The sequence below is a fragment of the Streptococcus parasanguinis genome, assembly GCF_023109675.1.
In the GTDB taxonomy this organism is placed as follows: domain Bacteria; phylum Bacillota; class Bacilli; order Lactobacillales; family Streptococcaceae; genus Streptococcus; species Streptococcus parasanguinis_I.
In genome coordinates this window covers 42,851-69,302 of the sequence record NZ_JALDUR010000011.1, presented here as the reverse complement: position 1 = coordinate 69,302, position 26,452 = coordinate 42,851, and the positions used below count along the sequence as shown (strand labels likewise).

The 26,452-nt window shown below is 41.4% G+C and carries 23 protein-coding genes, 1 other RNA gene and 1 pseudogene; 3 read left to right on the top strand and 22 right to left on the bottom strand.

Annotated elements, in window-relative coordinates:
- Nucleotides 1-113: 113 nt before the first annotated feature.
- From M1G14_RS08350 to M1G14_RS08330, 5 genes and pseudogenes are all read right to left on the bottom strand, one after another.
- Nucleotides 114-1,538 (bottom strand): cell division site-positioning protein MapZ family protein, encoded by a 1,425-nt coding sequence (locus M1G14_RS08350; protein ID WP_247926517.1) that lies wholly within the window; start codon nucleotides 1,536-1,538, stop codon nucleotides 114-116.
- 11 nt (nucleotides 1,539-1,549) lie between these two features.
- Nucleotides 1,550-2,707 (bottom strand): THUMP domain-containing class I SAM-dependent RNA methyltransferase, encoded by a 1,158-nt coding sequence (locus tag M1G14_RS08345; protein ID WP_049523208.1) that lies wholly within the window; start codon nucleotides 2,705-2,707, stop codon nucleotides 1,550-1,552.
- A gap of 66 nt (nucleotides 2,708-2,773) precedes the next feature.
- An RNA gene (rnpB, locus tag M1G14_RS08340) (RNase P RNA component class B) lies at nucleotides 2,774-3,139 on the bottom strand.
- Between the two features lie 19 nt (nucleotides 3,140-3,158).
- Nucleotides 3,159-3,497 (bottom strand): cell division regulator GpsB, encoded by a 339-nt coding sequence (gene gpsB / locus M1G14_RS08335; protein WP_247926516.1) that lies wholly within the window; start codon nucleotides 3,495-3,497, stop codon nucleotides 3,159-3,161.
- Between the two features lie 69 nt (nucleotides 3,498-3,566).
- Nucleotides 3,567-4,093: pseudogene (locus tag M1G14_RS08330) on the bottom strand (SLOG family protein).
- Nucleotides 4,094-4,157: 64 nt separating this feature from the next.
- Here M1G14_RS08330 and recU point away from each other — a divergent pair.
- Both recU and pbp1a read left to right on the top strand, forming a co-directional pair.
- Complete coding sequence (recU, locus tag M1G14_RS08325; protein WP_247926515.1) at nucleotides 4,158-4,751, top strand: Holliday junction resolvase RecU; 594 nt, start codon at nucleotides 4,158-4,160, stop codon at nucleotides 4,749-4,751.
- Nucleotides 4,752-6,869, top strand: coding sequence for a penicillin-binding protein PBP1A (gene pbp1a, locus M1G14_RS08320; RefSeq protein WP_247926514.1), 2,118 nt, complete (start codon nucleotides 4,752-4,754; stop codon nucleotides 6,867-6,869). It abuts the gene before it with no gap.
- A gap of 153 nt (nucleotides 6,870-7,022) precedes the next feature.
- Here the strand turns inward: pbp1a and pepC are convergent, their stop codons facing one another.
- The 13 genes from pepC to rsmH all read right to left on the bottom strand — a co-directional run bounded on the left by pepC (nucleotide 7,023) and on the right by rsmH (nucleotide 20,669).
- Nucleotides 7,023-8,357 (bottom strand): C1 family peptidase, encoded by a 1,335-nt coding sequence (gene pepC / locus M1G14_RS08315; protein WP_247926513.1) that lies wholly within the window; start codon nucleotides 8,355-8,357, stop codon nucleotides 7,023-7,025.
- Between the two features lie 67 nt (nucleotides 8,358-8,424).
- Complete coding sequence (locus M1G14_RS08310; protein WP_247926512.1) at nucleotides 8,425-8,976, bottom strand: GNAT family N-acetyltransferase; 552 nt, start codon at nucleotides 8,974-8,976, stop codon at nucleotides 8,425-8,427.
- A gap of 209 nt (nucleotides 8,977-9,185) precedes the next feature.
- On the bottom strand, nucleotides 9,186-10,010 hold the full coding sequence (gene nadE, locus M1G14_RS08305; protein ID WP_247926511.1) for an ammonia-dependent NAD(+) synthetase: 825 nt from the start codon (nucleotides 10,008-10,010) through the stop codon (nucleotides 9,186-9,188).
- Complete coding sequence (locus M1G14_RS08300) at nucleotides 10,007-11,467, bottom strand: nicotinate phosphoribosyltransferase (RefSeq protein WP_247926510.1); 1,461 nt, start codon at nucleotides 11,465-11,467, stop codon at nucleotides 10,007-10,009. Before M1G14_RS08300 ends, nadE begins: the two co-directional genes overlap by 4 nt.
- 138 nt (nucleotides 11,468-11,605) lie before the next feature.
- Complete coding sequence (gene trxB, locus M1G14_RS08295) at nucleotides 11,606-12,517, bottom strand: thioredoxin-disulfide reductase (protein WP_247926509.1); 912 nt, start codon at nucleotides 12,515-12,517, stop codon at nucleotides 11,606-11,608.
- A 58-nt stretch (nucleotides 12,518-12,575) separates the two neighbouring features.
- Nucleotides 12,576-12,803, bottom strand: coding sequence for a DUF4059 family protein (locus M1G14_RS08290; RefSeq protein WP_003003995.1), 228 nt, complete (start codon nucleotides 12,801-12,803; stop codon nucleotides 12,576-12,578).
- Between the two features lie 81 nt (nucleotides 12,804-12,884).
- Nucleotides 12,885-13,628 (bottom strand): amino acid ABC transporter ATP-binding protein, encoded by a 744-nt coding sequence (locus tag M1G14_RS08285; protein ID WP_003003991.1) that lies wholly within the window; start codon nucleotides 13,626-13,628, stop codon nucleotides 12,885-12,887.
- Nucleotides 13,628-14,428: an amino acid ABC transporter permease gene (locus M1G14_RS08280; RefSeq protein WP_049498839.1), complete on the bottom strand. Its 801-nt coding sequence runs from the start codon at nucleotides 14,426-14,428 to the stop codon at nucleotides 13,628-13,630. The genes M1G14_RS08285 and M1G14_RS08280 overlap by 1 nt, the downstream gene beginning before the upstream one ends.
- Nucleotides 14,429-14,624: 196 nt before the next feature.
- On the bottom strand, nucleotides 14,625-15,968 hold the full coding sequence (locus tag M1G14_RS08275) for a DEAD/DEAH box helicase (protein ID WP_150905416.1): 1,344 nt from the start codon (nucleotides 15,966-15,968) through the stop codon (nucleotides 14,625-14,627).
- Between the two features lie 134 nt (nucleotides 15,969-16,102).
- Complete coding sequence (mraY, locus tag M1G14_RS08270; protein WP_009732320.1) at nucleotides 16,103-17,095, bottom strand: phospho-N-acetylmuramoyl-pentapeptide-transferase; 993 nt, start codon at nucleotides 17,093-17,095, stop codon at nucleotides 16,103-16,105.
- Between the two features lies 1 nt (nucleotide 17,096).
- Nucleotides 17,097-19,379, bottom strand: coding sequence for a penicillin-binding protein PBP2X (gene pbp2x / locus M1G14_RS08265; protein ID WP_247926508.1), 2,283 nt, complete (start codon nucleotides 19,377-19,379; stop codon nucleotides 17,097-17,099).
- Complete coding sequence (gene ftsL / locus M1G14_RS08260; protein WP_003003929.1) at nucleotides 19,372-19,707, bottom strand: cell division protein FtsL; 336 nt, start codon at nucleotides 19,705-19,707, stop codon at nucleotides 19,372-19,374. The genes pbp2x and ftsL overlap by 8 nt, the downstream gene beginning before the upstream one ends.
- Before the next feature lie 11 nt (nucleotides 19,708-19,718).
- A complete protein-coding gene (gene rsmH / locus M1G14_RS08255; protein WP_024054758.1) occupies nucleotides 19,719-20,669 on the bottom strand; it encodes a 16S rRNA (cytosine(1402)-N(4))-methyltransferase RsmH in 951 nt (316 codons plus the stop codon).
- A gap of 150 nt (nucleotides 20,670-20,819) precedes the next feature.
- On the opposite strand from rsmH, the gene M1G14_RS08250 reads away from it, so the two are divergent.
- Entirely contained in the window at nucleotides 20,820-20,999 is a 180-nt protein-coding gene (locus M1G14_RS08250) for a hypothetical protein (protein WP_042759811.1), read from the top strand.
- A gap of 258 nt (nucleotides 21,000-21,257) precedes the next feature.
- Here M1G14_RS08250 and M1G14_RS08245 read toward each other — a convergent pair whose 3' ends face one another.
- From M1G14_RS08245 to glyQ, 4 genes are all read right to left on the bottom strand, one after another.
- Nucleotides 21,258-22,640, bottom strand: a complete 1,383-nt coding sequence (locus M1G14_RS08245) for an amino acid permease (protein ID WP_049474372.1) — start codon at nucleotides 22,638-22,640, stop codon at nucleotides 21,258-21,260.
- A gap of 163 nt (nucleotides 22,641-22,803) precedes the next feature.
- Nucleotides 22,804-23,061, bottom strand: a complete 258-nt coding sequence (locus tag M1G14_RS08240; RefSeq protein WP_003010384.1) for a DUF896 family protein — start codon at nucleotides 23,059-23,061, stop codon at nucleotides 22,804-22,806.
- A 33-nt stretch (nucleotides 23,062-23,094) separates the two neighbouring features.
- Complete coding sequence (gene glyS / locus M1G14_RS08235; protein ID WP_049474373.1) at nucleotides 23,095-25,131, bottom strand: glycine--tRNA ligase subunit beta; 2,037 nt, start codon at nucleotides 25,129-25,131, stop codon at nucleotides 23,095-23,097.
- Between the two features lie 281 nt (nucleotides 25,132-25,412).
- Complete coding sequence (gene glyQ / locus M1G14_RS08230; protein ID WP_002886077.1) at nucleotides 25,413-26,330, bottom strand: glycine--tRNA ligase subunit alpha; 918 nt, start codon at nucleotides 26,328-26,330, stop codon at nucleotides 25,413-25,415.
- Nucleotides 26,331-26,452: the final 122 nt, after the last annotated feature.

The following is a 26,452-nucleotide window of genomic DNA, read 5'->3' as shown; positions in this document are numbered from 1 at the left end:
ACTCAACTGTGCGGAGGTGGGACGACGAAATCGAATTCTAACGAATTACCGATTTCTGTCCCACTCTCTTTTTTATTGTCATTTTTTCCAGAAAGGGGATGTCTGCTCAGGCATTAATAATCCAGAGCATCTGAATGACCTTTTCCGTTTCCTACGAAATAACCAGTTTTGGCATTGATACTAAAGAGATAGGTTCCATCTGGTTTGAAGAGGTTGTAATAGCCATTACCGTTAATGATATTGACACGCTCTAAAATGTATTGATTGCCAGTGATATGTCCACGTTTACGAGCAATATTCAATACTTTTTCAAGGATCCCATCACCAAATACCCAAGCTGGGTTATTGACATCATTGATAGCTGCTTGGTTATATGGCACACGACTCAAGTTCCGCTGAAGTGGGACACCATCACTTGGAAGACCGTACCCTGAATAGCCTGGACTTGCCGTTCCTGCACTACCTGTAGCAGCATTGACAGCTGGGGCCGTAGGTGTTGCTGCTTGAGCTGGGGCTGGGGTTGCATTAGAAGTATCTGTACCACCTGTTCCAGTCACTGGTGCCGGTGTCGCAACTTGTTGTGAACGTCCTTGCGCAACCGCTTCATTCAATAAGCTATCTAATTTTTCATTGCCTGTCTTTGTTTCTGCAAAGGTCGCATCACTTTTCGCTTTGGCAGTTGCATCAAGAACTCCATCTTTGATGACTGGAGAACTAAATTGAGAATTCACTTTTTGAATAGCAGAAACTTGCTTTACAAGGTCTTCATATTTTGTTTTAGCCGCATTATAATCACTGCTTCCTTCTAATTTGTCCAGCAGTTTCTTCAGATTTTCCAAGTCTCCGAATTTATCATTTTTAAGAGCACTTTTTGATTCATCTACAAAAAAGGCATCGTAGGCTTTGGTAAACTCTTCCAATTTTTGAGCTTGTGTTTCACTGCTACTTGATTTAGAAGTAGAAGATGACTTGCTAGATGAAGACGATACAACTGTTGTACCACCAGATTTTCCACGACTGTGCATCCAGTTATAGGTCACAAAAATGGCCGAACCGACAATCGCAAGACCTAAGGCAGAGTATAGAACTGCTTTGATTCGTTTGCCCGCATTGCTTGGTGTTTCCTCAGGAAGCTCCTCTGCTTCTACAATTGGTTCAGTTGGTGTAGGTCCAAATTTAATCTTAGCAGGTAATTCTGTTGAGATAGCATCCATTTCAGGACTTTGTTCCAAGACTGTTTCCGTTACTTCCGGTGCCTCCACTGCTTCAGCTACTTCGGCAACTGTTTCTGAAGCTGCCAACTCTTCAGCTTTAGCCAACTCTTCCTTAGCTAAGATCTTTGTATCGTATTTTTCCGCTTCAATTTCTGCTCGGTGTTGTTTGATGTATTTGTCTAAGACATTATCACCTTCCGTTACACCTGCTTCGATTTCTTCTGCCTTTCGATTGGCCTGCCCAATCGTCATCTCTTTAGCATCTTCAAACTCTAAAATTGATTCTGTTTCTTGCTCTAATGGCTTTTTATCCTTCTCTGTCATAAAAATCCTTTCTATGCCTTAATCTGCCGTTTTACTCGTTCCCCAAAATATTGGTAGAGATCAACTTTTAGGGTTCCGTTATAAAGTTTTCGTTTTTTATCTGCTTTACTACCGAATTTAGATTCAAAACCTTCATCACTGGTTAGGATGAATTTACTCCAGGTTTTGAGAGGTGCAAATACGTGCCCCATTTCAGTATACAATTTCGTCACACCCTCATCATCGGATAAGCGTTCTCCATATGGAGGGTTGGAGATAATCACCCCGTTGATCTTATCTGAGTGAAGATCTTGAACTCGCATTTGTTTAAAAGTAATGTCTCTGCTAACGCCCGCTTTCTGGGCATTTTCTTTGGCAATCTCAACCATCCGTGCATCGATATCAGTTCCCATAATATCCAATTCGATCTCGCGATTGATTTTTCTGCTTGCTTCTTGACGGACTTCATGAATCAAGCGATCATCCATCCAGTTCCATTCTTCAAAAGAAAAGGTCCGACGTAAACCAGGTGCCATATTTCTCGCAATCATCGCTGCCTCAATACAAAACGTTCCAGAACCACATGTCGGGTCAATCAAGGGCTTATCTGGATACCAGTTTGACAGCAGAAGGATTGCTGCCGCCATATTTTCCTTAATAGGGGCTCCCCCTTTTTCGGTCCGATAGCCACGTTTGAAGAGGCTACTACCAGTCGTGTCAATCAAGACGGTGGCTTGGTCTTTAAGGATCGATACTTCAATCTTGAACTCTGCCCCATTTTCCATCAAGGGAACCCCTTCTGGTCGGGCATAGTGTTTTTGTAACTTTTTAACAACTGCTTTTTTCGAAATGGCCTGAACGCTAGGTTCATTATGCAGTTTTGATTTGACACATTTAGCCTTAGAAATAGGAAAACGTGCTCCTAAAGGCAAATAATTTTCCCAATCCAAAGCAAAGACACCTTGAAAAAGTTCTTCAAAGGTTTTGGCTGGAAAAGTCCCAACCACAATTTTCACTCGATCAGCCGCGCGCAACCAGAGATTGGTCTCTATGATTGCTCGACGGTCTCCTTGAAATCGAACCCGTCCATTTTCAACCTGGCAATCGTAGCCGAGATCGCGTAGTTCTCGACCAACAACAGCCTCTATACCAGCAGCGGCCGTTGCAATCAATTCAAATTGTTTTTTCATCTTATTCCTATCACTTTAAAAAAGGAGGTTGAGATCTCTCTCCACCTCATCAACCTATATGCAATTTTCTATAAGCCATGTTTTGTTCCAGAAATGACTAGGTACCATTTCTTTCGATAATCATCTGTCTACTGTTTCCAGTCAGAATGCTATGTTCGTTTCCACGCATTCCATGCCCCGACCAAAGTTTGGGTTGCTAGCTTGAGGGGTTTACCGCGTTCCACTTTTTAGGTTTCCCTAAAAACTACGTCACTGTGGCACTTTCAGAGTTACTAGAGCTTATCCTTAGACTTAGCTCCTTCACTCGCCGTAACTTGAATACCAAGTCCCTAGGCTTATGGATTCACCTAGCACAAACACTACAGGCATCACAGCCTGTGCTAGCATGGACTTTCCTCATGAGAGGATTCTCTCACGCGATTATCCAAAAATTGCACGATCTATGGGATTACTAATCGCGATCTACGATCTGTTTCCCAAAAACTTCTTTTTCCAAACGATTGAGACGCTTGAGGATATCAAAGTTCGTCGCTGTTGTCACTTGCGGGAATTCTTGCGTAGCTGTACTAGCAATTGGAGATGTTTGGGGTGTTTCCTGTGCTTTTTGGGCAAGTTCTTCACGAAGGCGTGCGTTTTCTTCACGCAATTCCTTCACCAAAGCAGCATAGGTTTCATAGTCTTTTATAACATCATCCAAAAATTCATTTACTTCATCTTTACTATAACCACGAACTTCTCGTTTGAAATCTTGATCAAAAATATCTTTCGCAGTAAAAATAATACTTGCCATTACTCTCTCCAATCTAGTTCATCATCTCAATTATATAAAAAATTGGTAAGAAAAATCAAGGTATAACACTTAGTTTTCGTAAAAATTTTCAGCAAGTTCATTTAAGTCATCAAAACTTAATTGTTTGACATAAAATAGTTCTTTTTCTAGCATCATTTTGTAAAGATACTTTAAATTGGTTTCATTATCTGGATCATAAAAAAGGTAAGCTCCATCCGCATTATCTATCAAAAACTGATTGTATTCTTTTAATTGACCCGGATTGCTATAGTGGGGATAAGCATATTTCACGAAATCCACCTGTTTGAAACGTGCCAATAGCTCCTGATTGGCTTCATTCCAATTTTCGCCAACATTCTCAAATAGAAAGATCGTCGCCATTTGAAAATCGTAATCTTCTTTTAATGCAAAGGCAACTTCTAGTACCCAAGCCTCAAATCCCAAATTACCAGAAAAGACCAGCCATTTCACTCCTTCTTCAAATAGACGACGAAGATCTCTTTCAATAGCTTTTTTAATGATGGGCAATCGAGGTCTTTATTGGAAAAGACTCCCACATCAAAACTCTTATAACCTGCAACAAGTATGGTATTCATTTTTTCCTCATTATTCTAATTTATGATATAATAGAGTGATGTAATTGTACCAATAAGGAGAACTATGGTCAACTATCCACATAAAGTAGCCAAAAAAACCTTGGTCTCTACACAAAAGAAACATCCGATCGACTTTGCGAATCGTGGGATGACATTTGAAAAAATGATCAACGAAAGCAATCAATACTATCTTTCTCGTGGTCTGGCAGTCATCCACAAAAAACCAACCCCGATTCAAATCGTGAAAGTGGATTATCCACGTCGCAGTCGGGCAAAGATTGTTGAAGCCTATTTCAGGCAAGCCTCAACGACGGACTACTCTGGAGTATACAAGGGACGCTATATCGATTTTGAAGCGAAGGAAACACAGCAAAAACAGTCCATGCCGATGAAAAATTTTCATCAACATCAGATCGATCATATGGAGGCGGTTGTCCAGCAAGGCGGTATCTGTTTCGTTCTCTTGCATTTTGCAAAGTTGAGTGAAACCTACTTACTACCTGCTCCTGCATTAATTCACTATTACAACATCGATCATGGTAGTAAATCCATGCCCCTCTCCTATATTCAGGAGCACGGCTTTCTAGTAGATGAGAATCGACTTCCGAGCGTTCCTTATCTTGATATTATCGAACAGAAACTTCTAGGCGGTATTTAAATGAATAAACAAACAGTCATTCAATGGTTGAAATATGTTGCGATCGCAGCCATTTCATTTTTCTTACTTTTATTTGTCCTTGGTGGACTGATATTTAGTTACTATGCTATGAAAGCACCAACCTTGTCTGAAAAAGATTTGGTTGCAACAACATCTAGTAAGATCTATGACAACCAAAATAACTTGATCGCAGATTTGGGGGCTGAGAAACGAATCAATGTCACAGCCAATGAAATCCCTACTGATTTGGTCAATGCTATCGTTGCGATTGAAGACCACCGTTTCTTCAATCACCGTGGGGTCGACATCATTCGGATCGGCGGTTCCTTCCTTCACAACTTACGAGGAGGAAGTCAAGGTGGGTCAACCTTGACGCAACAATTGATCAAGTTAACCTATTTCTCCACTTCAGCCTCTGACCGTACCCTCTCTCGTAAGATCCAAGAAGCTTGGTTAGCAACCCAACTAGAAAAGAAAGCAACCAAACAAGAAATCTTGACCTATTACGTCAATAAAGTATTTATGGCGAATGGGAACTACGGAATGCAGACAGCTGCGAAAAGTTATTACGGAAAAGATCTAAAAGATCTTTCGCTCCCTCAATTGGCACTCCTTGCGGGGATGCCCCAAGCACCAAACCAATACGATCCATACTCCCATCCTGAAGCAGCGCAACAGCGCCGAAACTTAGTATTAAAAGAAATGCTTGATATGAAGACCATTTCTAACAAACAATACGAAGCAGCGGTCAATACACCTGTTACAGATGGTCTGCAAAGTCTTAGTTCTTCAAGCAGTTACCCAGCCTATATGGATAATTACCTGAAAGAAGTGATCGAGCAGGTCGAAGAAGAAACAGGCTACAATTTGCTCACAACTGGGATGGATGTCTATACTAACGTTGATACCGAAGCGCAAAAGAAATTGTGGGACATCTACAATACAGATGAATATGTCAACTATCCAGATGATGAATTGCAAGTAGCTTCAACAGTTATCGATGTTAATAATGGTAAAGTCATTGCACAACTTGGCTCTCGTCACCAATCTAGCAACGTTTCCTTTGGTACAAACCAAGCCGTTGAGACTAACCGTGACTTGGGTTCTAGTATGAAGCCAATCACAGACTACGCCCCAGCTCTTGAACATGAGGAATATACTTCTACTGCAGCTACCATCACAGATGCACCGTACAATTTCCCACATTCCTCAACACCAGTCTACAACTGGGACCGTTCTTACTACGGTAGTATTACTATGACTTATGCAATCCAACAATCTCGGAACGTTCCAGCGGTGAAGGTTCTCGAAAAAGTCGGGCTTAAAAAAGCCAAGAAATTCCTAAATGGACTGGGAATCGATTATCCAGAAATGGTATACGCCAATGCCATCTCAAGTAATACTAGCGATTCAAGTAACAAATACGGAGCTAGCAGTGAAAAAATGGCTGCTGCCTATGCTGCTTTTGCAAATGGTGGTACCTATTACAAACCGAAATATGTCAGTCGAGTTGTCTTTAGTGATGGAACCACAAAAGAATTTGATTCCGAAGGAACCCGCGCGATGAAGGCAACAACTGCCTACATGATGACAGATATGATGAAGACCGTTCTCATGTCTGGTATTGGTACAAATGCGGCTATTTCAGGAGTCTACCAAGCTGGTAAGACAGGTACATCAAACTATGCTGACAACGAGATTAATAAGTTAACCAAAAATATAGGTTATTCAAGTATCGTAGCTCCAGATGAATCATTCGTTGGATACACACCTGAATATGCTATGGCCGTCTGGACTGGTTATTCAAATCGCTTGACTCCGGTATTAGACAACGGAATTCAGGTAGCAACAGATGTTTACCGTCAGATGATGCTCTATCTTGCTAATAACAACAATTCTGGTCATACAGATTGGACGCAACCAAGTGGACTGTATCGAAGTGGTTCTTATCTCTACTTAAACAATGGTAAGAACAACTACAATAACTACTATTATGAGCCAAGTTATTCCACTGATCAGTATTCGTATGAAGAACCATCGTCTAGCTCTTCAAACGAAGAAAATCCATCTAAACCATCTGAGCCTTCTTCACAAGACTCTAACAATCATAACGAATAATATAACAGAGAAGTCGGGCTTTTCGCCCGGCTTTTTTTAAAACAATGGTTAAAAAACCAGAACGAATAAAATCTGATTTATTTAGTTAGACTTCCCAGCTTTTTTATTTTTGAGTATATAAAAAAAAGAGCCTTTCGGCTCTTTTCTGTATCATTATTTTGCCAAAGCTCCCATTGGATCCCACGGTGCTAGGACAATTGGTTCTGCTTCATAGGCTGCTAATTCGTCTGCTGTTAGGAATTCTTTACGAACCACGATTTGGTAGGTATATTCATCCATCCAAGCATCAGAAGCCACAAAGTAACCATCTGTACCGACCTTGTCTCCCCATGAATTTTCAACCTTCCATTTACGAGACTGACCTACTTCGTCTAAATCAACCCCTGTCAAGACCATAGCGTGTGTCATTAGACTTTCTGCATAGTCCAAGCGACCCGCCTTGTCTTGTGTCAAATGAATATCCATGCCTGCTTCAAAATCGTAGACATCTGTTGCCAGGATTCCGGCTTTACGGTTGCTGACTTGGCCTACATCTGAACCAAACCAGACCGTTTCTCCTGCTTTCATTTGAGCAATGGCTAATTCTTTCAATCGATCCATTGGAACATTTAGGTAGCGGACTGGACGGCTACCAACAACATTGCCCAGCATATCTACGGTGTAAGATTTTCCATATGGCTTATCTGTAGTTGGGGCATTGATAATAGAGACGTAATCGTCTAATTGAAGGTCTACATATTTTTTGTAGAAGCTTTGTGGAGTTAAGCCACTTTCACTATGGAATTGGTTGTCCTTATCACGGTATGAAAAGTCAAATTCACGTGGAGGCAATCCTAAAGACATAGCCAAGAAGTTAAAAATTTCTTGCAACAAGGCTTGTTTCTTGCTCGCAACTGCCTCACTATCTGCGCCTGAGTGAATCAAGTCACGCAAGATTTGCGCATCTTGACGCAAGAGTTTATTGAGGTAGGTGTTCAATTCCCGGCTATTGCTTGAAGAAATCGATTCTGGATAAACTGATTTTGGAACTACCCCGTATTTCTCAAAGAGGGATACCACCATATCCCATTGACCCCCATCTTGTTGAGGAGTTTGTAGGAGAAAAGCCACCTTACGGCTGGTCAATTCTTGGTCTGCTGTAGCAATCACTTGCTCCAAAAACCAGTTTGCTTTTTCATACTTATCCCAAAAGAAAGTATGTGCTTGAGACAATTCAAAATCCTCCAATTGGAAGCTTGAGATCATTTTGTGGCGGAAGGTATTTAAAGCCGCAAACATCCAACAACGCCCAGATGCTTTTTGGTTTGTCACCTTGTCCTTGGTCAAATCAAGTGAAAAAACTGGTGTATGTTCTACTGCACTCTTGCGCGTTTCAAGCGATGCATGAATCCCATTGTGGGTAACAGCATTTTCAAGAGCCGCATATTTCACGTTTGCTTCATAATTGGCATAGAGCTGTTCTGTAAATTCTTTCGTTAATTCTGACATAGCAATCTCCTTTTTTCGTTATCTACTATTATAATCCTTTGAGCAGAATCTTCAAGTAAAAATCACCCTATAGAGAGGGGTTCTGTATGGAATAAATAATTTTATCCCCGCAATATCCTTTGCGTTGAATGGCATGAGGGATGGTTTCTACATACTGCATTCCGGCCTTTGCCATAACTTTCCCTGAAGCAGGATTTAAACTGACATAAGTGGCTTTGATTTCTTTAAATCCGACTTTGTTTAATAAGAAATCTAACACAGCTATGACGGCTTCTGTCATGAATCCCTTCCCCCAGAATTTCTTGCCAAGGATATAACCTAGCTCGCAAGATTGACTTTCCTGGTCTTGAGAAACCACACTAATATCTCCAATTACCTGATCCGGTGATGTTTTCAAACAGATCGCCCATTTATAAGTATCTGGTTTTTGATACTGTTCGACCCATCTTTTGATTGATTCTCTGGTCCTCTCAGAAGATGTATGGGCATCCCAGGTAACAAATTTCAGATTTTCAGGATTAGAGGCCCAATTTTCATACATCGCTGGTGCATCTTCCAAAACGAAAGGCCTCAAGTATAAATGCTCTGTCTCCATAACAAGACTACCAAGATGATTCATAGATTGTCTCCCTTCATTTTTTCATGCAACTTGATTTCTGCAATTTTTTTACTTTAATCTAGAAGAAAAGGACGGATGAAACCGCCCTTCTTTTTGATGCTTTTCACAATATTGTATGGTGAGACTAGAAAATCGAACTCTACGAGTTACCGTTTTCTACCTCGTTCTCCTATTTTAAGACTCGGGCTAAAAAGGTCCACTGGACCTTTTTACTCCCAAAAATGATCAAATACTGTGATTGGCAAGTGGCGTTTGTGTTGGCCTTTGTACCACCATTTTTCAATAGTGGCTTGAGCTTCTGGGCTCACTTGTTTGCCTTCTAGGTAATCATCGATTTCATTATAGGTGACACCCAGCGCTACTTCATCTGCTATTCCTGGGTTTTCTTCTTCCAAATCTGCTGTTGGGATTTTCTCATAAAGAGCAGGATCGGCTCCTAAGACCTTAAGCAATTGTTTTCCTTGGCGTTTATTCAAACGGAAAAGGGGCAAAATATCTGCACCACCATCTCCAAATTTTGTGAAGAAACCAGTAATATTTTCTGCAGCATGATCCGTCCCAATCACCGCTCCGCTACGTGCTCCAGCTAGAGCATACTGAGCAATCATGCGACTGCGAGCCTTAATATTGCCTTTGTTAAAATCAGAAACCTCTGTTCCAGTCGCTTCTACAGCTCGTACCATTTCGTCAGCAGACTCCTTGATATTCACAACCAGGCTAACATCCGGCTGGATAAAGGCCAATGCTTTTTGTGCATCTGCTTCATCTGCCTGTACCCCATAAGGAAGACGAACGGCAACAAATTGATAGGAGGCATCTCCTGTTTCTGCGCGCATTTCTTCCATGGCTAATTGAGCTAATCGTCCAGCAAGAGTTGAATCTTGTCCTCCTGAGATCCCTAATACAAATGTTTTCAAGAAGGGATGTTTTTTTAGATATCTTTTTAAGAAATCAACCGAGCGGCGAATCTCTTCCTGAGGATCAATGTTTGGCTTGACACCCAATTGTTGGATAATCTCTTCTTGCAAACTCATTTTGCTTCTCCTTCTCCATTGGCCTTGTTACGCATTTCCTCGATCAGATCCATCTTATCCTGCCAAATATCTTTAGCCAAGTCAACTGGGTAATGCTGTGGATTGAGGACACGCTTGTATTCATCCCATAATTGATCGTAATTTTTACGAGCATATTCTTGAATTTCTGATAATGTTGGCAATTGATAAACCAATTGACCCTCTTTAAAAATATCCACTAAAAGAGGAATGGCCTCAAAGTTTCGAACTGTTTTATTAATGTAGGTATAAGTTGGATGGAACATTTTAAGTTCTGTCAGTTGTGAAACATCTACTCCATCATAAGTGATGTAGTCTCCTTCTGACTTACCTTTTTCACGGCTCGTAATCCGCCAGACTTGCTTTTTACCTGGAGTAGAAACTTTCTCGGCATTATTGGAAAGCTTGATGGTATTGATCATCTCTCCTTTATCATTTTCAACAGAAACAATTTTGTATACCGCTCCAAGCGCTGGTTGATCGTAAGCTGTAATTAACTTGGTCCCTACACCCCAAACATCAATTTTTGCTTTTTGCATTTTTAAGTTGAGGATGGTATTTTCATCCAAGTCATTAGAAGCGTAGATTTTAGCATTTGTAAACCCAGCCTCATCTAATTGCTGGCGAACCTTTTTAGAAATATAGGCAATATCTCCTGAGTCAATCCGGACGCCTAGGAAATTGATCTTATCTCCCATTTCACGCGCTACCTGAATAGCTGCTGGTACCCCAATACGAAGCGTATCATAGGTATCGACGAGGAAGACACAATCTTTATGGGTTTCCGCATAAGCTTTAAAGGCTTGATAGTCATTCCCATATACTTGTACAAGAGAATGGGCATGGGTTCCTAAAACTGGGATTCCAAAGAGTTTTCCTGCACGAACATTACTAGTTCCATTGGCCCCTCCGATGACTGCTGCACGAGTTCCCCAAATGGCAGCATCCATTTCTTGCGCACGACGTGTTCCAAATTCCATCAAAGGCTCATCTTCAATGACCGAACGAATACGAGCAGCTTTTGTTGCAATCAAGGTTTGAAAGTTGACGATATTCAAAAGGGCTGTTTCCACCAATTGACACTGAGCCAAAGGACCTTCTACCTGAACAATTGGTTCATTCGCAAAGACTAAGTCTCCTTCTTGAGCCGATCGTACCGTCAATTCCAACTTGAGATCACGAAGATATTCCAAGAAGGCCCCATGATAACCAAGTGACTTTAAATAGGCAATATCGCTCTCAGAAAAACTCAAGTTTTCCAAGTATTTCACAATTCTCTCTAAGCCAGCAAATACAGCGTAACCGTTTTTAAAAGGCTGTTGACGAAAATACACTTCAAATACAGCATGTTTATTGTGGATACCTTGATCAAAATAGACTTGCATCATGTTGATTTGGTATAAATCAGTATGCAAAGTTAAACTGTCATCTGGATACATATGTATACCTCTTTTTTATTGATTTGTTCTATGAATTCCTACCATAAAATTAGTACCATTATAGCACATTTCAGCTCTATTGAATACTGAAAGGAAAGCATGAAAAAAATCTGTGACAGGAAGCTCAGATTTTTTGGATTAAAAGTTTTCTGTGATATATTTATAAACTTCTTGGCCAGCAATCGCACCGTCTCCGACTGCTGTCGTCACTTGACGCAAATCTTTTTGACGAACATCGCCAACCGCAAAAATACCTGGGACTGTGGTTCTCATATGATCATCCGTGACCACCCAGCCATTTTCATCTAAAATACCAAGTTCTGTCGCAAAATCACTGACAGGATCTAAACCGACATAGATAAAGACACCACCGAAGGCTTGCTCTCTAACCTCTCCTGTCTTCACATCTTTTAAAAGGACAGACGTTACTTTTTGTTCACCCTTAATTTCTTCAACAACCGTATTCCAAGCAAAATGAATTTTATCATTGGCAAAGGCACGGTCTTGAAGAACTTTTTGGGCACGAAGCTGGTCTCTTCGGTGAGCAATCGTCACTGTTTTTGCAAACTGAGTCAAAAAGACAGCTTCTTCTACCGCAGAATCACCTCCACCAACGACCAAGAGATCCTCGTCTCTAAAGAAAGCTCCATCACAAACAGCACAGTAGGAAACCCCTCTACTATTCAGCTCTTCTTCACCAGGGACATTCAATGAACGGTGGTTAGACCCTGTGGCAATCACAAGAGTTTTAGCTTCAAATTCCCCATCATCTGTGACAATCTTTTTGGTTGCTCCGTGGTCTTCGATGCGCTCTACCTGACCAAACAAATGTTCCACACCAAGATTTTCCAAAGGCTCGAACATTTTTTCAGCCAAGTCTGGGCCACTAATATTCGCATAGCCAGGATAGTTTTCAATGTCAGACGTATTGTTCATTTGACCGCCTGGAATCCCTCTCTCAATTAATGCGACTTTTAAATTGCTTCGTGCTGCATAAAGGGCAGCAGTCATCCCTGCAGGACCTGCTCCAATAATCACTGTATCAAACATACACAACCTCTTTCTGTTTTGTTGTAACCATTATAATTCTAACACGGTCTTTTTGCAATTATCGTGCTTGAAAGATAAACAAAATCCCTATGACCGCAAAGGTTAAAATAGGAATCGTCATGATATCAATTAAGAGGATATCATACAAATGGGCTTGTCGTTGCTTGGCTGTTTTATCTTTCTTCTTAAGGGCACGGTAGCCAATCCAAATACAAGAAGCGATCCCAACTAAAATCGTTGTCGTCACTAAACTTTGTAAATATAAGGACAATAATTTATTTAACATCACGACTCCAAATATTTTTACATTTTCAGAAAACAAACCCAGCTAGCATCGCCAGCTGAGTCTTACCTCTCCTCTATTATATCAAACATAGGTCCGTTTGTAACTAGCAAAGAATTCTTTTGTCCGTTCTTCTTTTGGATGTTGCATGATTTCCTCTGGTGTTCCAGATTCAATAATCCGTCCTTTATCCAGAAATAATACCTTATCTGCTACTTGCGCTACAAAAGACATATCATGGCTGACCAGTACCATGGTTTGTCCTGATTTTGCCGCATTGGCAATGGATTTTTCAACTTCTCCAACCAATTCTGGATCCAAGGCTGAAGTCGGTTCATCCAACAAAAGAACCTCTGGTTTCATGGCCAAGGCACGGGCCAAAGCCACCCGTTGTTTTTGTCCACCTGAGAGGTGACGAGGATAGTGATTTTCACGATCCGATAAACCGACTTTTGCCAGTTCTTCTCGAGCAATTTTCGTTGCTTCTTGATCGGATAACCCCTTAACAACAATGAGCCCTTCTTTCACATTTTCAAGGGCTGTTTTTCTACCAAACAAATTAAACTGTTGGAACACCATGGCCAATTTTCTTCTTAAGGTTAAGATTTGATCTTGAGTAATGTGCTCAAAATCAACTTCGAAATCATCAATCTTAATTCTACCACTATCTGGTGCTTCCAAATAGTTTAAACTGCGTAAGAAGGTTGATTTACCAGCTCCCGAAGACCCGATTAGGGCCACGACTTCCCCTTTTTGAATTTCCAAACTTAGATTATTTAAAACCTTTTGACCTGAAAATGTCTTTGATAATTCTGAAATATAAATCATTAGATCCGGACCTCCTGATCTGGTAAATCAATTGCTACGGGAGTCTCAATATCCAGTCGACGTTCAATGTGACGGCCTAGTATTTCAATGAGAATATTCACAATCCAGTAAACAATCGATACCGTGATAAAGCGTTCAAAGTACTTCAAATCGCTCCCCCCAATAATCCGTGCTTGAGCAAAAATTTCAACTACACTGGCACTAAAGGCTAGCGAGGTCCCCTTGGTCAAGCCAATGAGAGAATTGATTAAGGTTGGAGTTGCAACGACTGCTGCATTGGGAATAATAATCCGGCGATAAACTTGACGGTTGGTCATTCCAAGACTACGCGCTGCCTCAATTTCACCAGGATCCACTGATAAAATGGCTGCCCGGATGGTCTCACTCGCATAAGCCGCCTCATTAAAGGCAAGAGCCACAATTGCAAATAACTCAGCTGGAATGGCATTAATATTAAAAGCTGTTCCATAAGACTGATTGATCGCTTTTAAAATAAGAGGAATCCCATAATAGGTCAACATCAACTGAACCAACAAAGGAGTCCCCCGTAAAAAACTGACAAAAACAGCTTGAATCGGGTAAAGAATTCGTACACGATTAATTTTGACCAGAGCAAAAATCATGGCAAAAATAATCCCAAAAAATGCGCCTCCTAGGGCTAATAAAATCGTCACAGGCAATTTCCCTATGACAGCCGGAAATGCATCCAATACGGCTCTCAAACTAAACAGCTTGCTATCTGGAACGTGTTTTAAAAAGTCAGCATACCAGTTGGCAGTTAAAAGATTAGTTGTAAACATTTTTGTTACTTCCTTTCTCGAACATAAACATTCTATCATATTCACTATTGGAATTCCAAAAATTGCTACAGAAATAGAAAAATGATAGACTATACAAATTTAGTCTATCATAATTTTAGACAAGTTCCCAATAGTTTTTCTTTATGGAGTTCCTAAAGAAAATCTATGTTTTCTTTTAAGCATTTGAAACAAGGGATCAGAAAGTTTGGCGTTTGGCCTTTCTTTCTGCCCGACCACGCGCTCGATTTTCCGCTCGCTTAGCTTTTCTCCGCTTTTCATCAACTGCCCATTTGATTTTTTTCTTGTAGCCTGGTTTGATTTTTTTCTTTTTCTTCTTCACCAGACCAATCATTTCGATATCAAGTTTCTCTTGCTTCTTCTCACGATTCGCCCGTCTATCCCGATCATAGGTATCTTCAATAACCCCATTTTTCAACACTTTCGGTACGAAACGAATGCCCATTTTTTCTAGTTCACGGATATCTGAATCATCACTTGGTTGATAAAGAGTAATAGCGACACCTGGCAGGCCATTGCGGCCTGTCCGGCCGACACGGTGAACAAAGAAAGAAAGATCTTGAGGAATGGCATCGTTGATGACATGACTTACCCCTTCGATATCAATTCCACGCGCCGCCAAATCTGTCGCTACAATGTACTCAAAATCAAGATTTTTAACCTGATTCATGATCCGTTTCCGTTCACGTGGTGGGATATCTCCGTGAATCTTCGCCACTTTGAGTCCCTGAGCTACTAGATAGGCATGGAGATCATCTGCTCTCGTTTTTGTATTAACGAAAATCATGGCCAAATAAGGTTGCAAGGTCTTGGTCAATTGGTAAATTTGCTCATTTTTATCCCGACCCTTGGTCGAAACCAGCCAATTATCGATGGTATCTGAAATCACCGTCTTGGTCTTAATTTGCTCCATAACAGGGTTTGAGAGATATTTTTTCAAGAAAGGCTGTAATTTTTGTGGAATGGTAGCTGAAAACACCAAAAACTGCAGTTGTTGAGGTAGTCTTGAAGCAATCTTATCTACGGTAGACAAAAATCCCATATCCAGTGTCATATCTGCCTCATCTACCACAAAGGTATGAGCCTTATGAATAGCCAGATCACCGGATGCAACTAGATCATAGATCCGACCTGGAGTTCCAATCACGATATGCGGCTGTTTGACCTGCAATTTTTCAATCTGACGGTTTTTATCCGTTCCTCCAACATAATTTACAATCCGAATTTCTTTGTCAGAATGACTAGCGATTTGACGAGCAGCATGGTAAATTTGCGTTGCCAACTCCCGACTAGGAGCCGTGATGACCGCTTCAACTTGCTCACTGTCTTCATTTAAGGTTTGAAAAATCGGCAAGAGGAAAGTATGGGTCTTCCCAGAACCTGTCTTTGACTCTCCAACCAAATCATTTCCATCTAGGACAATCGGAATTAGTTTTTCCTGTACTTCGGTTGCTTCTCTAAAATTTATTTCTTTCAGTGCCTCTTGAATATAGGGCTTAAAATTAAACTCTGTAAATTTCATTTTCTCAGTTCCTTTCATGATCTCTATTATTATATCAGAAAAGCTGTCTTCTTGCCTCTCTTATGAGTCATTTTTCCTAACCAGCGAAGTCTCTCTGAGTCAGTAAAAAAACGATGGGAAAGCCCACCGTCGTTTTATAGGTAGAGAAGAACTAGAGTCACGACACTTGTCACCAAGGCAATGCTCCACATAAAGGCATCCACTTTCCATTCTGACCAGTTTTGCCCATTGCCAAAAAGGCCACCCAGTTCTAAATGATGGTGGAAAGGAGTCATTCGGAAAATCCGACGTCCTTCCCCGTACCGTTTCTTGGTCCATTTGAAATAGGTCACTTGTAGCATCACTGAACCTGTTTCAATGACATAGACCAGACCAATCAAGAGCAACGTCCACTCGACATGCAGAGCCATTGACAAGGCTGCAAGCATCCCTCCAAGAGCAAGACTACCGACATCGCCCATAAAGATTTTAGCCGGCTTGTGGTTGAAGACAAAGAATCCAAGCAAGGCCCCAATCATACTCAAAGTCACAAAGAGAATGTCCCATTTTCCTTGCATATAGGCAATAAAGGAATAGGCACTCAGGCTAATAGCAACGGAGATGCTGGCTAATCCATCAATCCCATCTGTCAAATTGACCGCGTTTGAAAATCCAACCAACCAAAACAAAGCAAAGAGAATGTAGAAATGGCCCAAGTAAAGATCGTAACCAAAGACATTTAAAAGGCTTCCTGCACCGTGGCGTTCAGAAAAAATATAGAAGATGATTCCACCAACAAGTTGAAGGGCCAATTTTTGTTTTGGATTGAGACCTTCATTAATCTTACGAAAGACTTTTAAAAAGTCATCCAAAAATCCAACAATTCCATATAGAATCAAGATAAATAGAATCAGTTGAACAGGGCGCGTGAAATTTCCAGTCAATACGGTAACGACAAAACTAACTAGAACGGCTGTAATGAGAAATACAACTCCACCCATTGTCGGAGTGCCAGCTTTCGCTTTGTGTTGTTTCACATCTTCGTGCATTTGTTGCCCGGAAATATGAGCACGATGGTAAAATCGAATAAAGGCTGGAATAGCAGCCACTGTTAATAGAAACGATACAAGGATCGTAGCAATATACATCTTAGTCTCCTAATGTTAACGTAATCTTTTTAGTTTTATTGAGTGAGGTGTTCATTTTGACACTTTGTTTGGTTACTTTCTTTCCACTACCTTTATAGGTAATCTCAATTCCAGTCCATTCTCCAAAGATGTCCGCATTTTTCTTTGTCCAACCATACATATCCGGAACCGCATCAAAGTCTTCTGTCAATAACAATACTTGCTGATTGGCTTTGACTTTAGAGCCTACATCCACAGACATCTTGCGGATATTTTTCCCAGTTCCTAGGACAATTGGTTGCACCAAATTGCGACGCAATTCCTCTGAATAAGCACCTGGGCTCAGATTTTGTTTCAGATTCAACTCCTTAGAGAGAGTTTCTACTGAAGGGATTTTGTAGGTCGTTTCTTTGGTCACATCATCCAAAGTTGGTGCCTCTGATGTCAAATGCAATTCGTCTTTTAAAGCAACTGCATCTTCCAAAATAGGATTAACCAGCTCTTCCCAGCTGGTCGCTGAGAATTTCACTTCTGGTTGTTGGACCGTCACATACATAATGAATTCAGGATCTTCTGCAGGTGTCATGGCTACAACCGAGTTGATATAATCATTTTCTCCTTGCAAGTATCCTTGATCTGTCGCCATTTGGGCAGTCCCTGATTTCACCGCAACGTTTTGACCGGGTACCTGAATGATGGGTCCATCACTGTACAAGGTTCCATACTCTGGATCTGTTCCGACGGTGATCATATAGTTCCGTGTCTGTTGTGCAGCTGATCCTGAAACTGGTTTTCCAACAACTTCTTTTTTTGATTTGCGGGCTGTGTCTGATTTTTTATCGTAAATAGCACTAATAAACCTCGGCTCCAACATTTGCCCATCATTAGCGATGGCACTAAAGGCCCGCAACATCTGCGTTTGGGTGACAGATATCCCTTGTCCAAAGGCAGACATAGCTTGAGTAACATAGTTATCACCCGGAAGGCTTCCAAAACTCTCATCGCCCATGCCAAAACGGGTAGAGAGACCAAATTTGAAGCGGTGGAGGTAATTCATCCAGACGTTATTTCCCATCTTCTGCTCTAGCTTGGTCATCCCAATATTACTAGAATAGGCAAAGCCCTGAGCAATGTTCATATAGCGTCCATCCATCAAGCCCATATTGACATCCCAGTCACGAATCGTCGCATCTTTTACTTGTAGTTCGTTACTGTAGTATACTTCATTATAGGCTGGGAAGGTTCCATGATCAATCGCCGAAGCTAATAACATGACCTTCATCGTTGAACCCGGTTCATATTGACCTTGATAAAGGATGGTATTCCAGGTTTTCAAGTTTTTCAGATCCAACCCTTGTTTGGTATCCGCATTATAGGATGGACGTTGCGTTGTCGCCAGGATTTCTCCAGTTTTTGCACTCACAAGAGTCGCACTAACATACTTTCCTTTTACTTTTTCTTGGAAAACATCCATTCGGGTTTCGAGATAGGTTTGAAGTTCCGCAGAAAGGGTTGTGTATACATCCTTCCCATCTTCTGTTTTGACAGAAACCTTATCTGAACCAGGAACGATATTCCCGTTTCGGTCTTTGTCATAGGTGATAACCCCATTTTGACCAGCGAGAATACGATCGAGGGATTTCTCCATTCCTGATTGCCCCTTCAAGGTTTTATTCCCCTCTTTATCTTCTTGAAGAGAGGCCTGCCCTATAAATTGAGAGGCAAAAACTCCATTTTTATAGCTTCGATTTGGACTAGTTGTAAAGGCAACCCCTTCAATCTTCGCTGCTTCCATGGCCTCACGGATAGCTGTCATATTACTATAAGTAATGCCGTTTCCGTTCGATCCAAAAGAAACTTGTTTCAATTTCTTTTGCGACAACTGTTGAATGACGTAATCCTCATCCATCCCTAAGTACTGCTTAAAGATTTCTGCTACTTTTTTAAATTGGCTCTCTTCTACATAGAGGATTTTTCCGGTTGCTGATTTGTACTTTTTATCAATAACAGCATAAACGTTATAGGTCGTCGCATCTTCAGCAATTACTGCTCCATTTCGGTCATAGATCGTTCCACGTTTTGCAGGAACAATAACCGTCTCCTCATGGACTTTTTTTGCTTGATCCGATAAGGTCACACCGAATTTTTTGTCAGTCCCAATAATCATTGCAAAATTAATCAGAAAGAGAAAAAAGAGGAAAATCGCCAGTACACTGAGATTTTTCCCAACTTGTTTTCGATTCTGATCCGGCAAGCGACGTTTCTTTATCGAATACCTGATTAAAAATTTTTTAAATTTATTCATCACTACTTGCACTCACTGTTTTTCGATTTTCTTTTTGCAGCTTCATTCCTTGGGAGCTAGCCAACTGTGATAAGCGGTCATAACGTGTTAATTCATTGACCTCTTGACGAACATCTGCCAATTCCGTCTTTTTGGCTTCTAGTTCCGTATTCAAATCAGTCAACTCACTCTGTACTTGTAAAATTCGTGTCTGCATAAAGACGATACTAATGGCTAAAATCACAGCTGTTAGGACAATCGACCCATAAAAAGCCTTTTCTACTCTAGAGAAACGGCGAAAGCGATCTTGCAGTACCTGTGTTCTTGTTCTCTCATCTCTTGCTGCCATATCAATTCCTCTTACTTGTGTATTTTTCGAGCAACCCGTAGTTTTGCTGAATGGGATCGATTATTATCCTCAAGCTCTTCATCACTTGGCAAAATAGGTTTCCGGTTGACTAACTCCATCTTTGGTTTCAAATCATCTGGAATAAAGGGAAGCCCCTTTGGAACCTCAACTGTCGAAGCTTCTTTAAACAATTGTTTGGTCAATCGATCCTCTAACGAATGAAAGGTAATCACAGAAATACGACCATCGAGGGCCAACAAATCCATGGCTTGCTGAATTGATTCATCTGCAGCTCCCAGTTCATCATTGACTTCGATACGAATGGCTTGGAAAATCTGTTTAGCAGGATGGCCCTTTTTCTTGAGCTCCTTAGCTGGTTTAGCAGATTTAATAATCTCTGCTAATTCAGTCGTCGTTTCAATCGGTTTAATTGCTCGTGCTTGCTCAATTTTCCGCGCAATTTGCTTGGAAAATTTGTCCTCTCCATATTTGAAAAAAATACGGACTAGATCATGGTAATCGTAGCTATTTACGACCTCATAGGCTGTCAAGGAAGCTTCTTGATTCATCCGCATGTCCAGTGGCGCATCTTTCTTGTAAGAAAATCCGCGTTCCCGTTCATCTAACTGAGGACTAGACACACCTAGGTCATAACAGATTCCATCAATTTCAGTCACACCCAATTCGTTTAGACGTTCCTTCAAATGACGAAAGTTATCCTTAATGAAGGTCACCATGCCTTTCTCGATGAAAGGTGCCAAACGAATCTTAGCATTCTCAATCGCATGCTGATCTTGGTCAAAGGCATAAAGATGGCCCGATTCATTTAATTTTGTTAACAAATATTCGCTGTGGCCTGCCCCACCCAATGTGGCGTCTACATAGATCCCATCTGGCTTAACATCCAGCATATCGATCGTTTCATGAAGCAAAACCGTTACATGATGAAATTCTTTACTCATATCTTTACTATTTTACCACAAATGGAACCAAGATGCACTCCTGAAAGAAAATTCACTAACTAATCCTATCTGCCCTTTTCGGATCCTACAAAATACCTAGAAAGGCTTGATTTCACTTGTTTCCTCTAGGATTTATGATACAATATTCTTATGAAAATAAGAAAACAGATTCTCATCCCACTTTTATTGGTCGATGCTATCGCTCTCTACTTTTTTCTAACCACTATTGAGGCTTGGATTTTTTGGCTTGCTGCCCTGATCCTAGTCGGCTCACTTTGGTGGTTCAAAAAAGCCATTCAAGGACAAAAAACAGAGATGGAAGAAAAATAATTTCTTCCATCTCTGTTTTTCTTTTAATCACTCCAAGAAATTTCTTAAAAAAGCAAACTAGCTCTGAAATAATAAAGAGTCTGGGACAAAAGTCCTAGCATCTTTATTGTTTTTGGATTGTCGAGCAAGACGCAGTAGTTGAGTGGGCTCTACTACGCTGATTTCATCAGCTTTTACAGCCCTACTCAACTGTGCGGAGGTGGGACGACGAAATCGAATTCTAACGAATTACCGATTTCTGTCCCACTCTCTTGCGGTTTATTTACTATGTTTCCAATTGCTGTAAATCCCAAAAAGAATGATCCAGATGGTTGCTCCAATCGCTCCAATGTATGTTGATTCTTGCAAAAAGAGACAAACGAATACGAAGAGGAAGAAAACAATGGTCAATGGATTCAACACTTTATAGGCTGGCATGACAAAACCATCTGGCATAAATTCTTTCGATTTACGGTACTTAAGATGGGCAAGCATAGTCAAAATGTAAATAGCAATGTAGACACCAGAAGAAGAGGCCGTAATCAAGGCAAAGGCATCTGAGACACCTGGCAAGACATTGATAAAGGCAGAAACAGCAACCACAATCGCAGAAAAAATAATCGCGCGACTTGGAATCCCCATACGAGATAAGCTATTCAGTTTCAAACGATTCATCACTTTGCTGTTTGGTGTTTCTTTTGCAATCTGGTACAAGTGACGCCCTGTTGAATAGAGGGTGGAATTCAAGGAAGATGCAGCAGCTGTCAGTACAACAAAATTAATCAATCCAGCTGCCCACTTGATTCCTACCATCTGAAAGACCGTTACAAACGGTGACTTATTGACAGGAAGCTGTTGCCAAGGGAAAATAGCCATAATCGCCAACAAAGCTCCTACATAAAAGATTACAATCCGGATTGGAATTTCTTTAATAGCTTTTGGCAATACTTGGCGGGGATTAGCGGTTTCAGAAGTAGTAATTCCAACAAATTCGATTGCTTGGTAAGCAAAGAAGACCATTTGGAAGGCCATGACGAACTTGACCCAACCATTTGGAAACATTTGAAAACCATTGGTAATGTTACTTAAGCTAGCGTGTCCAGCTGGTGTTTCAAAATTCGTCGTCACCATAAAGATTCCTGTTGCGATCAAGGCTAAAATAGTGACAATCTTGATCATTCCAAACCAGAATTCAACCTCTCCAAAAACCTTCACAGCGATCAAGTTTACACAACTTAAGAGCGCTAAAAAGATAATTTGAATCTGCCAGGCTGGCCAATTTGGAAACCAAAGCTGGACATAGTTGGAAACAGCGGTGATCTCTGCCATTCCCAAAAATACCAAGGAGACCCAATAGGACCATCCTGAAAAATAACCCCAACCTTTTCCTAGATACTTGGTGATAAAGTTGATAAAGGTGTGTTGATCAGGGTCCATATAGAGCATTTCTCCGATCGCCCGCATCATCAAGTACATGAAGGCGCCAGTCAGCATATAGACTAAAATAATAGAAGGACCTGTCAAAGAAAGGGAACGACCGGCTCCAAGAAAGAGTCCTGTCCCGATGGTTCCTGCAATAGCGATCAGCTGAACATGCCGATTTTGCAGACCACGAACCATCCCATTTTCGGTTTCTTGACCAGGATGATGTTTTTTTGACATATAATTACTCCAATTCTTTTTCTGTACATTTTCAGAAAAGTATACTTCAAATTTTCATACAATCTACTATACCATGTTTTTAAAAATTGGTCAATCTAGTCCAGAATATTCTGAATTTTATAGATTAAAAAGAGTGCTGAAGTCTCTTCCAGCACTCTTTTGCTTATGAATTAGGGTCATCGAGGCTACGGCCATGCAAACCTTTTTCACGTTGCACTTGGCGTAGTTTCTCAGGTGTTACATCATTTCCTTCTTCATCCACAATTTTGATCCCTTCGATGTGGTGACGAACCGAACGACGATAGCCCTCAATGTATTCTTCACGAAGTTTTGCTTGCTCCACTGTTTCTTCTGGAGTCAAACCTTCTGTTTTTTTCTTTTTAGCAAGCTCATTGATACGAGCGATTTTTTCAGGTGTCATAATAAAACCTACTTTCTACCTGTCATCAGGTCATTATTTTGTGTTCAATTGGTTGAAGGCTGCAACAGCGTTAGCTTTCGCTACAAGGCCTGCAAGAAGGGCCAAACGGTTGTTTTTAATAGCCCCATCTTCTGCCATTACCATAGTATTGTCAAAGAAAGCATCAATGACTGGGCTAAGAGCAAAGAGTTGAGCCAATTTGTCACTAGCTGAACCAGTCAATTCAAGCTCTTCAATCGCTTTAGAAAGGGCTTTTTCTTGATCATTTTCAAAGAGACTTGCATCGACTGCTACTGAAGCATCTGCTTTTTCTGCCAAGTTGAAAGCACGTGAGAGGGATTCAACAGCTGCCTTGTAACCATCCGTCTTCGCAGCTTCTGAAAGAGCTTCAGCCGCTTCCAACATATCTGCCACGACAAAGTTTGAACCAGCAAGAACAGCGTCTTTGATATCTTTTGGTGTGCGTCCCATCATCTTGTCCACGCGCGCCTTGATGAAGTTGAGCACTTCTGCTTGATTGTCATAGGAAAGGCTATCAAATGAAAGTCCGTAAAGGCTGTCAATCAACTCATCCATAGGGATATGCCAACCAAAGGCATCCAAGATACGCACAATTCCTTGAGTCGCACGACGAAGCGCATAAGGGTCATTGGAACCTGATGGAATCAAGCCAACTGAGAAGAAGGAAAGGAGGGTATCCAATTTATCTGCAAGGGCAAGAATGGCACCAACCTTAGTCTCTGGAAGGGCACCATCTGCTGAATCAGGAAGGTAGTGCTCACGGATAGCTGTCGCAACCGCAGCATCTTCACCAGCGAGGAGGGCGTATTTTTCACCCATGATTCCTTGCAATTCATCGAACTCTCCGACCATACCCGTCAAGAGGTCAAATTTGTAGATTTCAGCTGCACGAGCAACGGCTGCCGTTTCTTCAGCAGTCAAACCAGCTTGCTCAGCTAGTGACGCTGCAATAACACCCGCACGCGCCATGTGTTCTGAAAGAGAACCAATTTTTTCATGGAAGGTCACGTTCGCCAATTTAGCAACGAGGTCTTCAATCTTAAGTTTTTGGTCTTCACGCCAGAAGAATTCACCATCTTCAAGACGCGCCACCAAGACTTTTTCATTTCCTCGGATAACATTTTCCAGGTGCTCAGCGTTCCCATTACGGACGGAGATGAAGTTTGGTTTCAGCTGACCATCCAGGTCACGTACAACAAAGTACCGTTGGTGCGTTTCCATTGAGGTCACCAAAACTTCTTCTGGAACATCCAAATATTTAGTGTCAAAACTTCCCATAAAGGCAGTTGGGTATTCGACCAAGTTCAAGACTTCGTTCAAAAGTCCTTCTTCGATTTGAACTTGAACACCTTGTTCTGCTTCGATAGCCTTAATTTGCTCACGAATCATGTTTTCACGTTCTTTGCTATCCGCAATCACGTAAACCGTGCGAAGGTCTTCTTCATACGAATCCGCATTGGTAATTTCTACTTCATGTCCAAGGAAACGGTGCCCACGACTCACACGACCCGACTTAATATCCAAGAAATCAAGGTCGAGTGCTTCGTCGCCCAAAAGAACGATCAAGGTGTGAACTGGGCGAATGTATTCAAAGGTGTTGTTAGCCCAGTGCATGCTAACAGGGAAGGTCAATGAAGCAAGCACCTCTGGAAGGCCAGCCAAGACTTCTTTAGCTGGTTTTCCAGCTTCGTGCTTCGTAACATAAACGTACTCTTCACCCTTGACTTCACGGAATTCGATATCATCAACCGTCAAGCCTTTTCCACGGACGAATCCTTGAGCCGCTTTTGAGAAGTTTCCATCTGCATCCAAGGCGATTTTCTTAGAAGGTCCTTTAAAATCTTCAGTCAAATCCGATTGTTGATCTGCTAAACCAATCACACGGACAGCCAAACGGCGTGGTGTTGAGAAGGTTTGAATGTCTTCGTATGAAAGTCGGTTGTCATCCAAGAAGGCTGCCATTTTTTCACCGAGTTGTTTTTCACTTGGTGTGACAACGTAGGCTGGTAACTCTTCAAGTCCAAGTTCTACTAATAAGTTTTTTGTCATGTTTTTTCCTTTACAAAATTCTTCTTTTTGATAGGCACCTTAGGTACCGGGGACGTCGCTAACTAACTTTGTGAGGCTGTAGGGAAATCTTCTGTCTTCTTGACATCGATTTCCAACGGTCTCATCAAAGTGGATTTAGCCAACTGATTTTTGAACCTCACGTTTCAAAAATCCCCATATAGCAGTACGGCGGTGCCTATCCCTTTAGCAAGTCTCCGACTTGCCTCTGGGTTCCATATGGGCTCACTTTGTTTGCCCATTTTCCATTCTTGTAACTCTTTTTATTCTTCCTCTTCTGCTAGGAGTTTTGCGCGTGTGGCTTCGTCGAGAAGTGGGTAACCAAGTTTTTTACGTTCTGCGACGAAGGTTTTGGCTACGACACGAGCCAAGTTACGGATGCGGGCAATATAGCCGGCACGTTCTGTAACGGATACAGCTCCACGTGCATCAAGCAAGTTGAAGGTGTGTGAACATTTCAAAACGTAGTCATAGGCTGGGTGAACAAGGCCCAATTCCAAAGCACGTCCTGCTTCTTTTTCAAATTTTTCGAAGTTTTCAAGAAGCATATCTTGGTCAGAAACTTCAAAGCTGTATTTTGAGTGTTCATATTCTGGTTGAAGGAAGATTTCTCCGTATTTAACGCCTGGAGCCCACTCAATATCGTAAACAGAATCGACTTCTTGGATGTAAGAAGCCAAACGTTCCAATCCGTAAGTGACCTCAGAAGTTACCGGACCAGTTGCCAATCCACCAACTTGTTGGAAGTAGGTGAACTGAGTGATTTCCATACCGTCAAGCCAAACTTCCCAACCTAGACCAGCTGAACCAGTCGATGGGTTTTCCCAGTTATCTTCAACGAAACGGATATCGTGCTCCAAAGGATTGATCCCCAATTTTTCCAATGACTCAAGGTAGAGTTCTTGGATGTTTGATGGTGATGGTTTCATGACCACTTGGAATTGGTGGTGTTGGTAAAGACGGTTTGGGTTTTCCCCGTAACGACCGTCCGCTGGACGACGAGATGGCTCTACATAAGCCGCATTCCATGGCTCAGGACCAATGGCACGGAGGAAAGTATATGGACTCATTGTTCCCGCACCTTTTTCATTATCATAAGCCTGCATGAGCATACAACCCTGGTCATTCCAGTATTGTTGCAAAGTCAAAATAATTTCTTGAAATGTTAATTTCTTAGACATTAAATACTCCTTGATTTAAATGATTTCTTGCGACACGAGTCTGCCTCGTCGATCATACGAGGCAAGACGAGTTAGTACTGCGTTTAGCTCAGGCACCCTAGTGCTGAGCGTGGGGCAGTCCG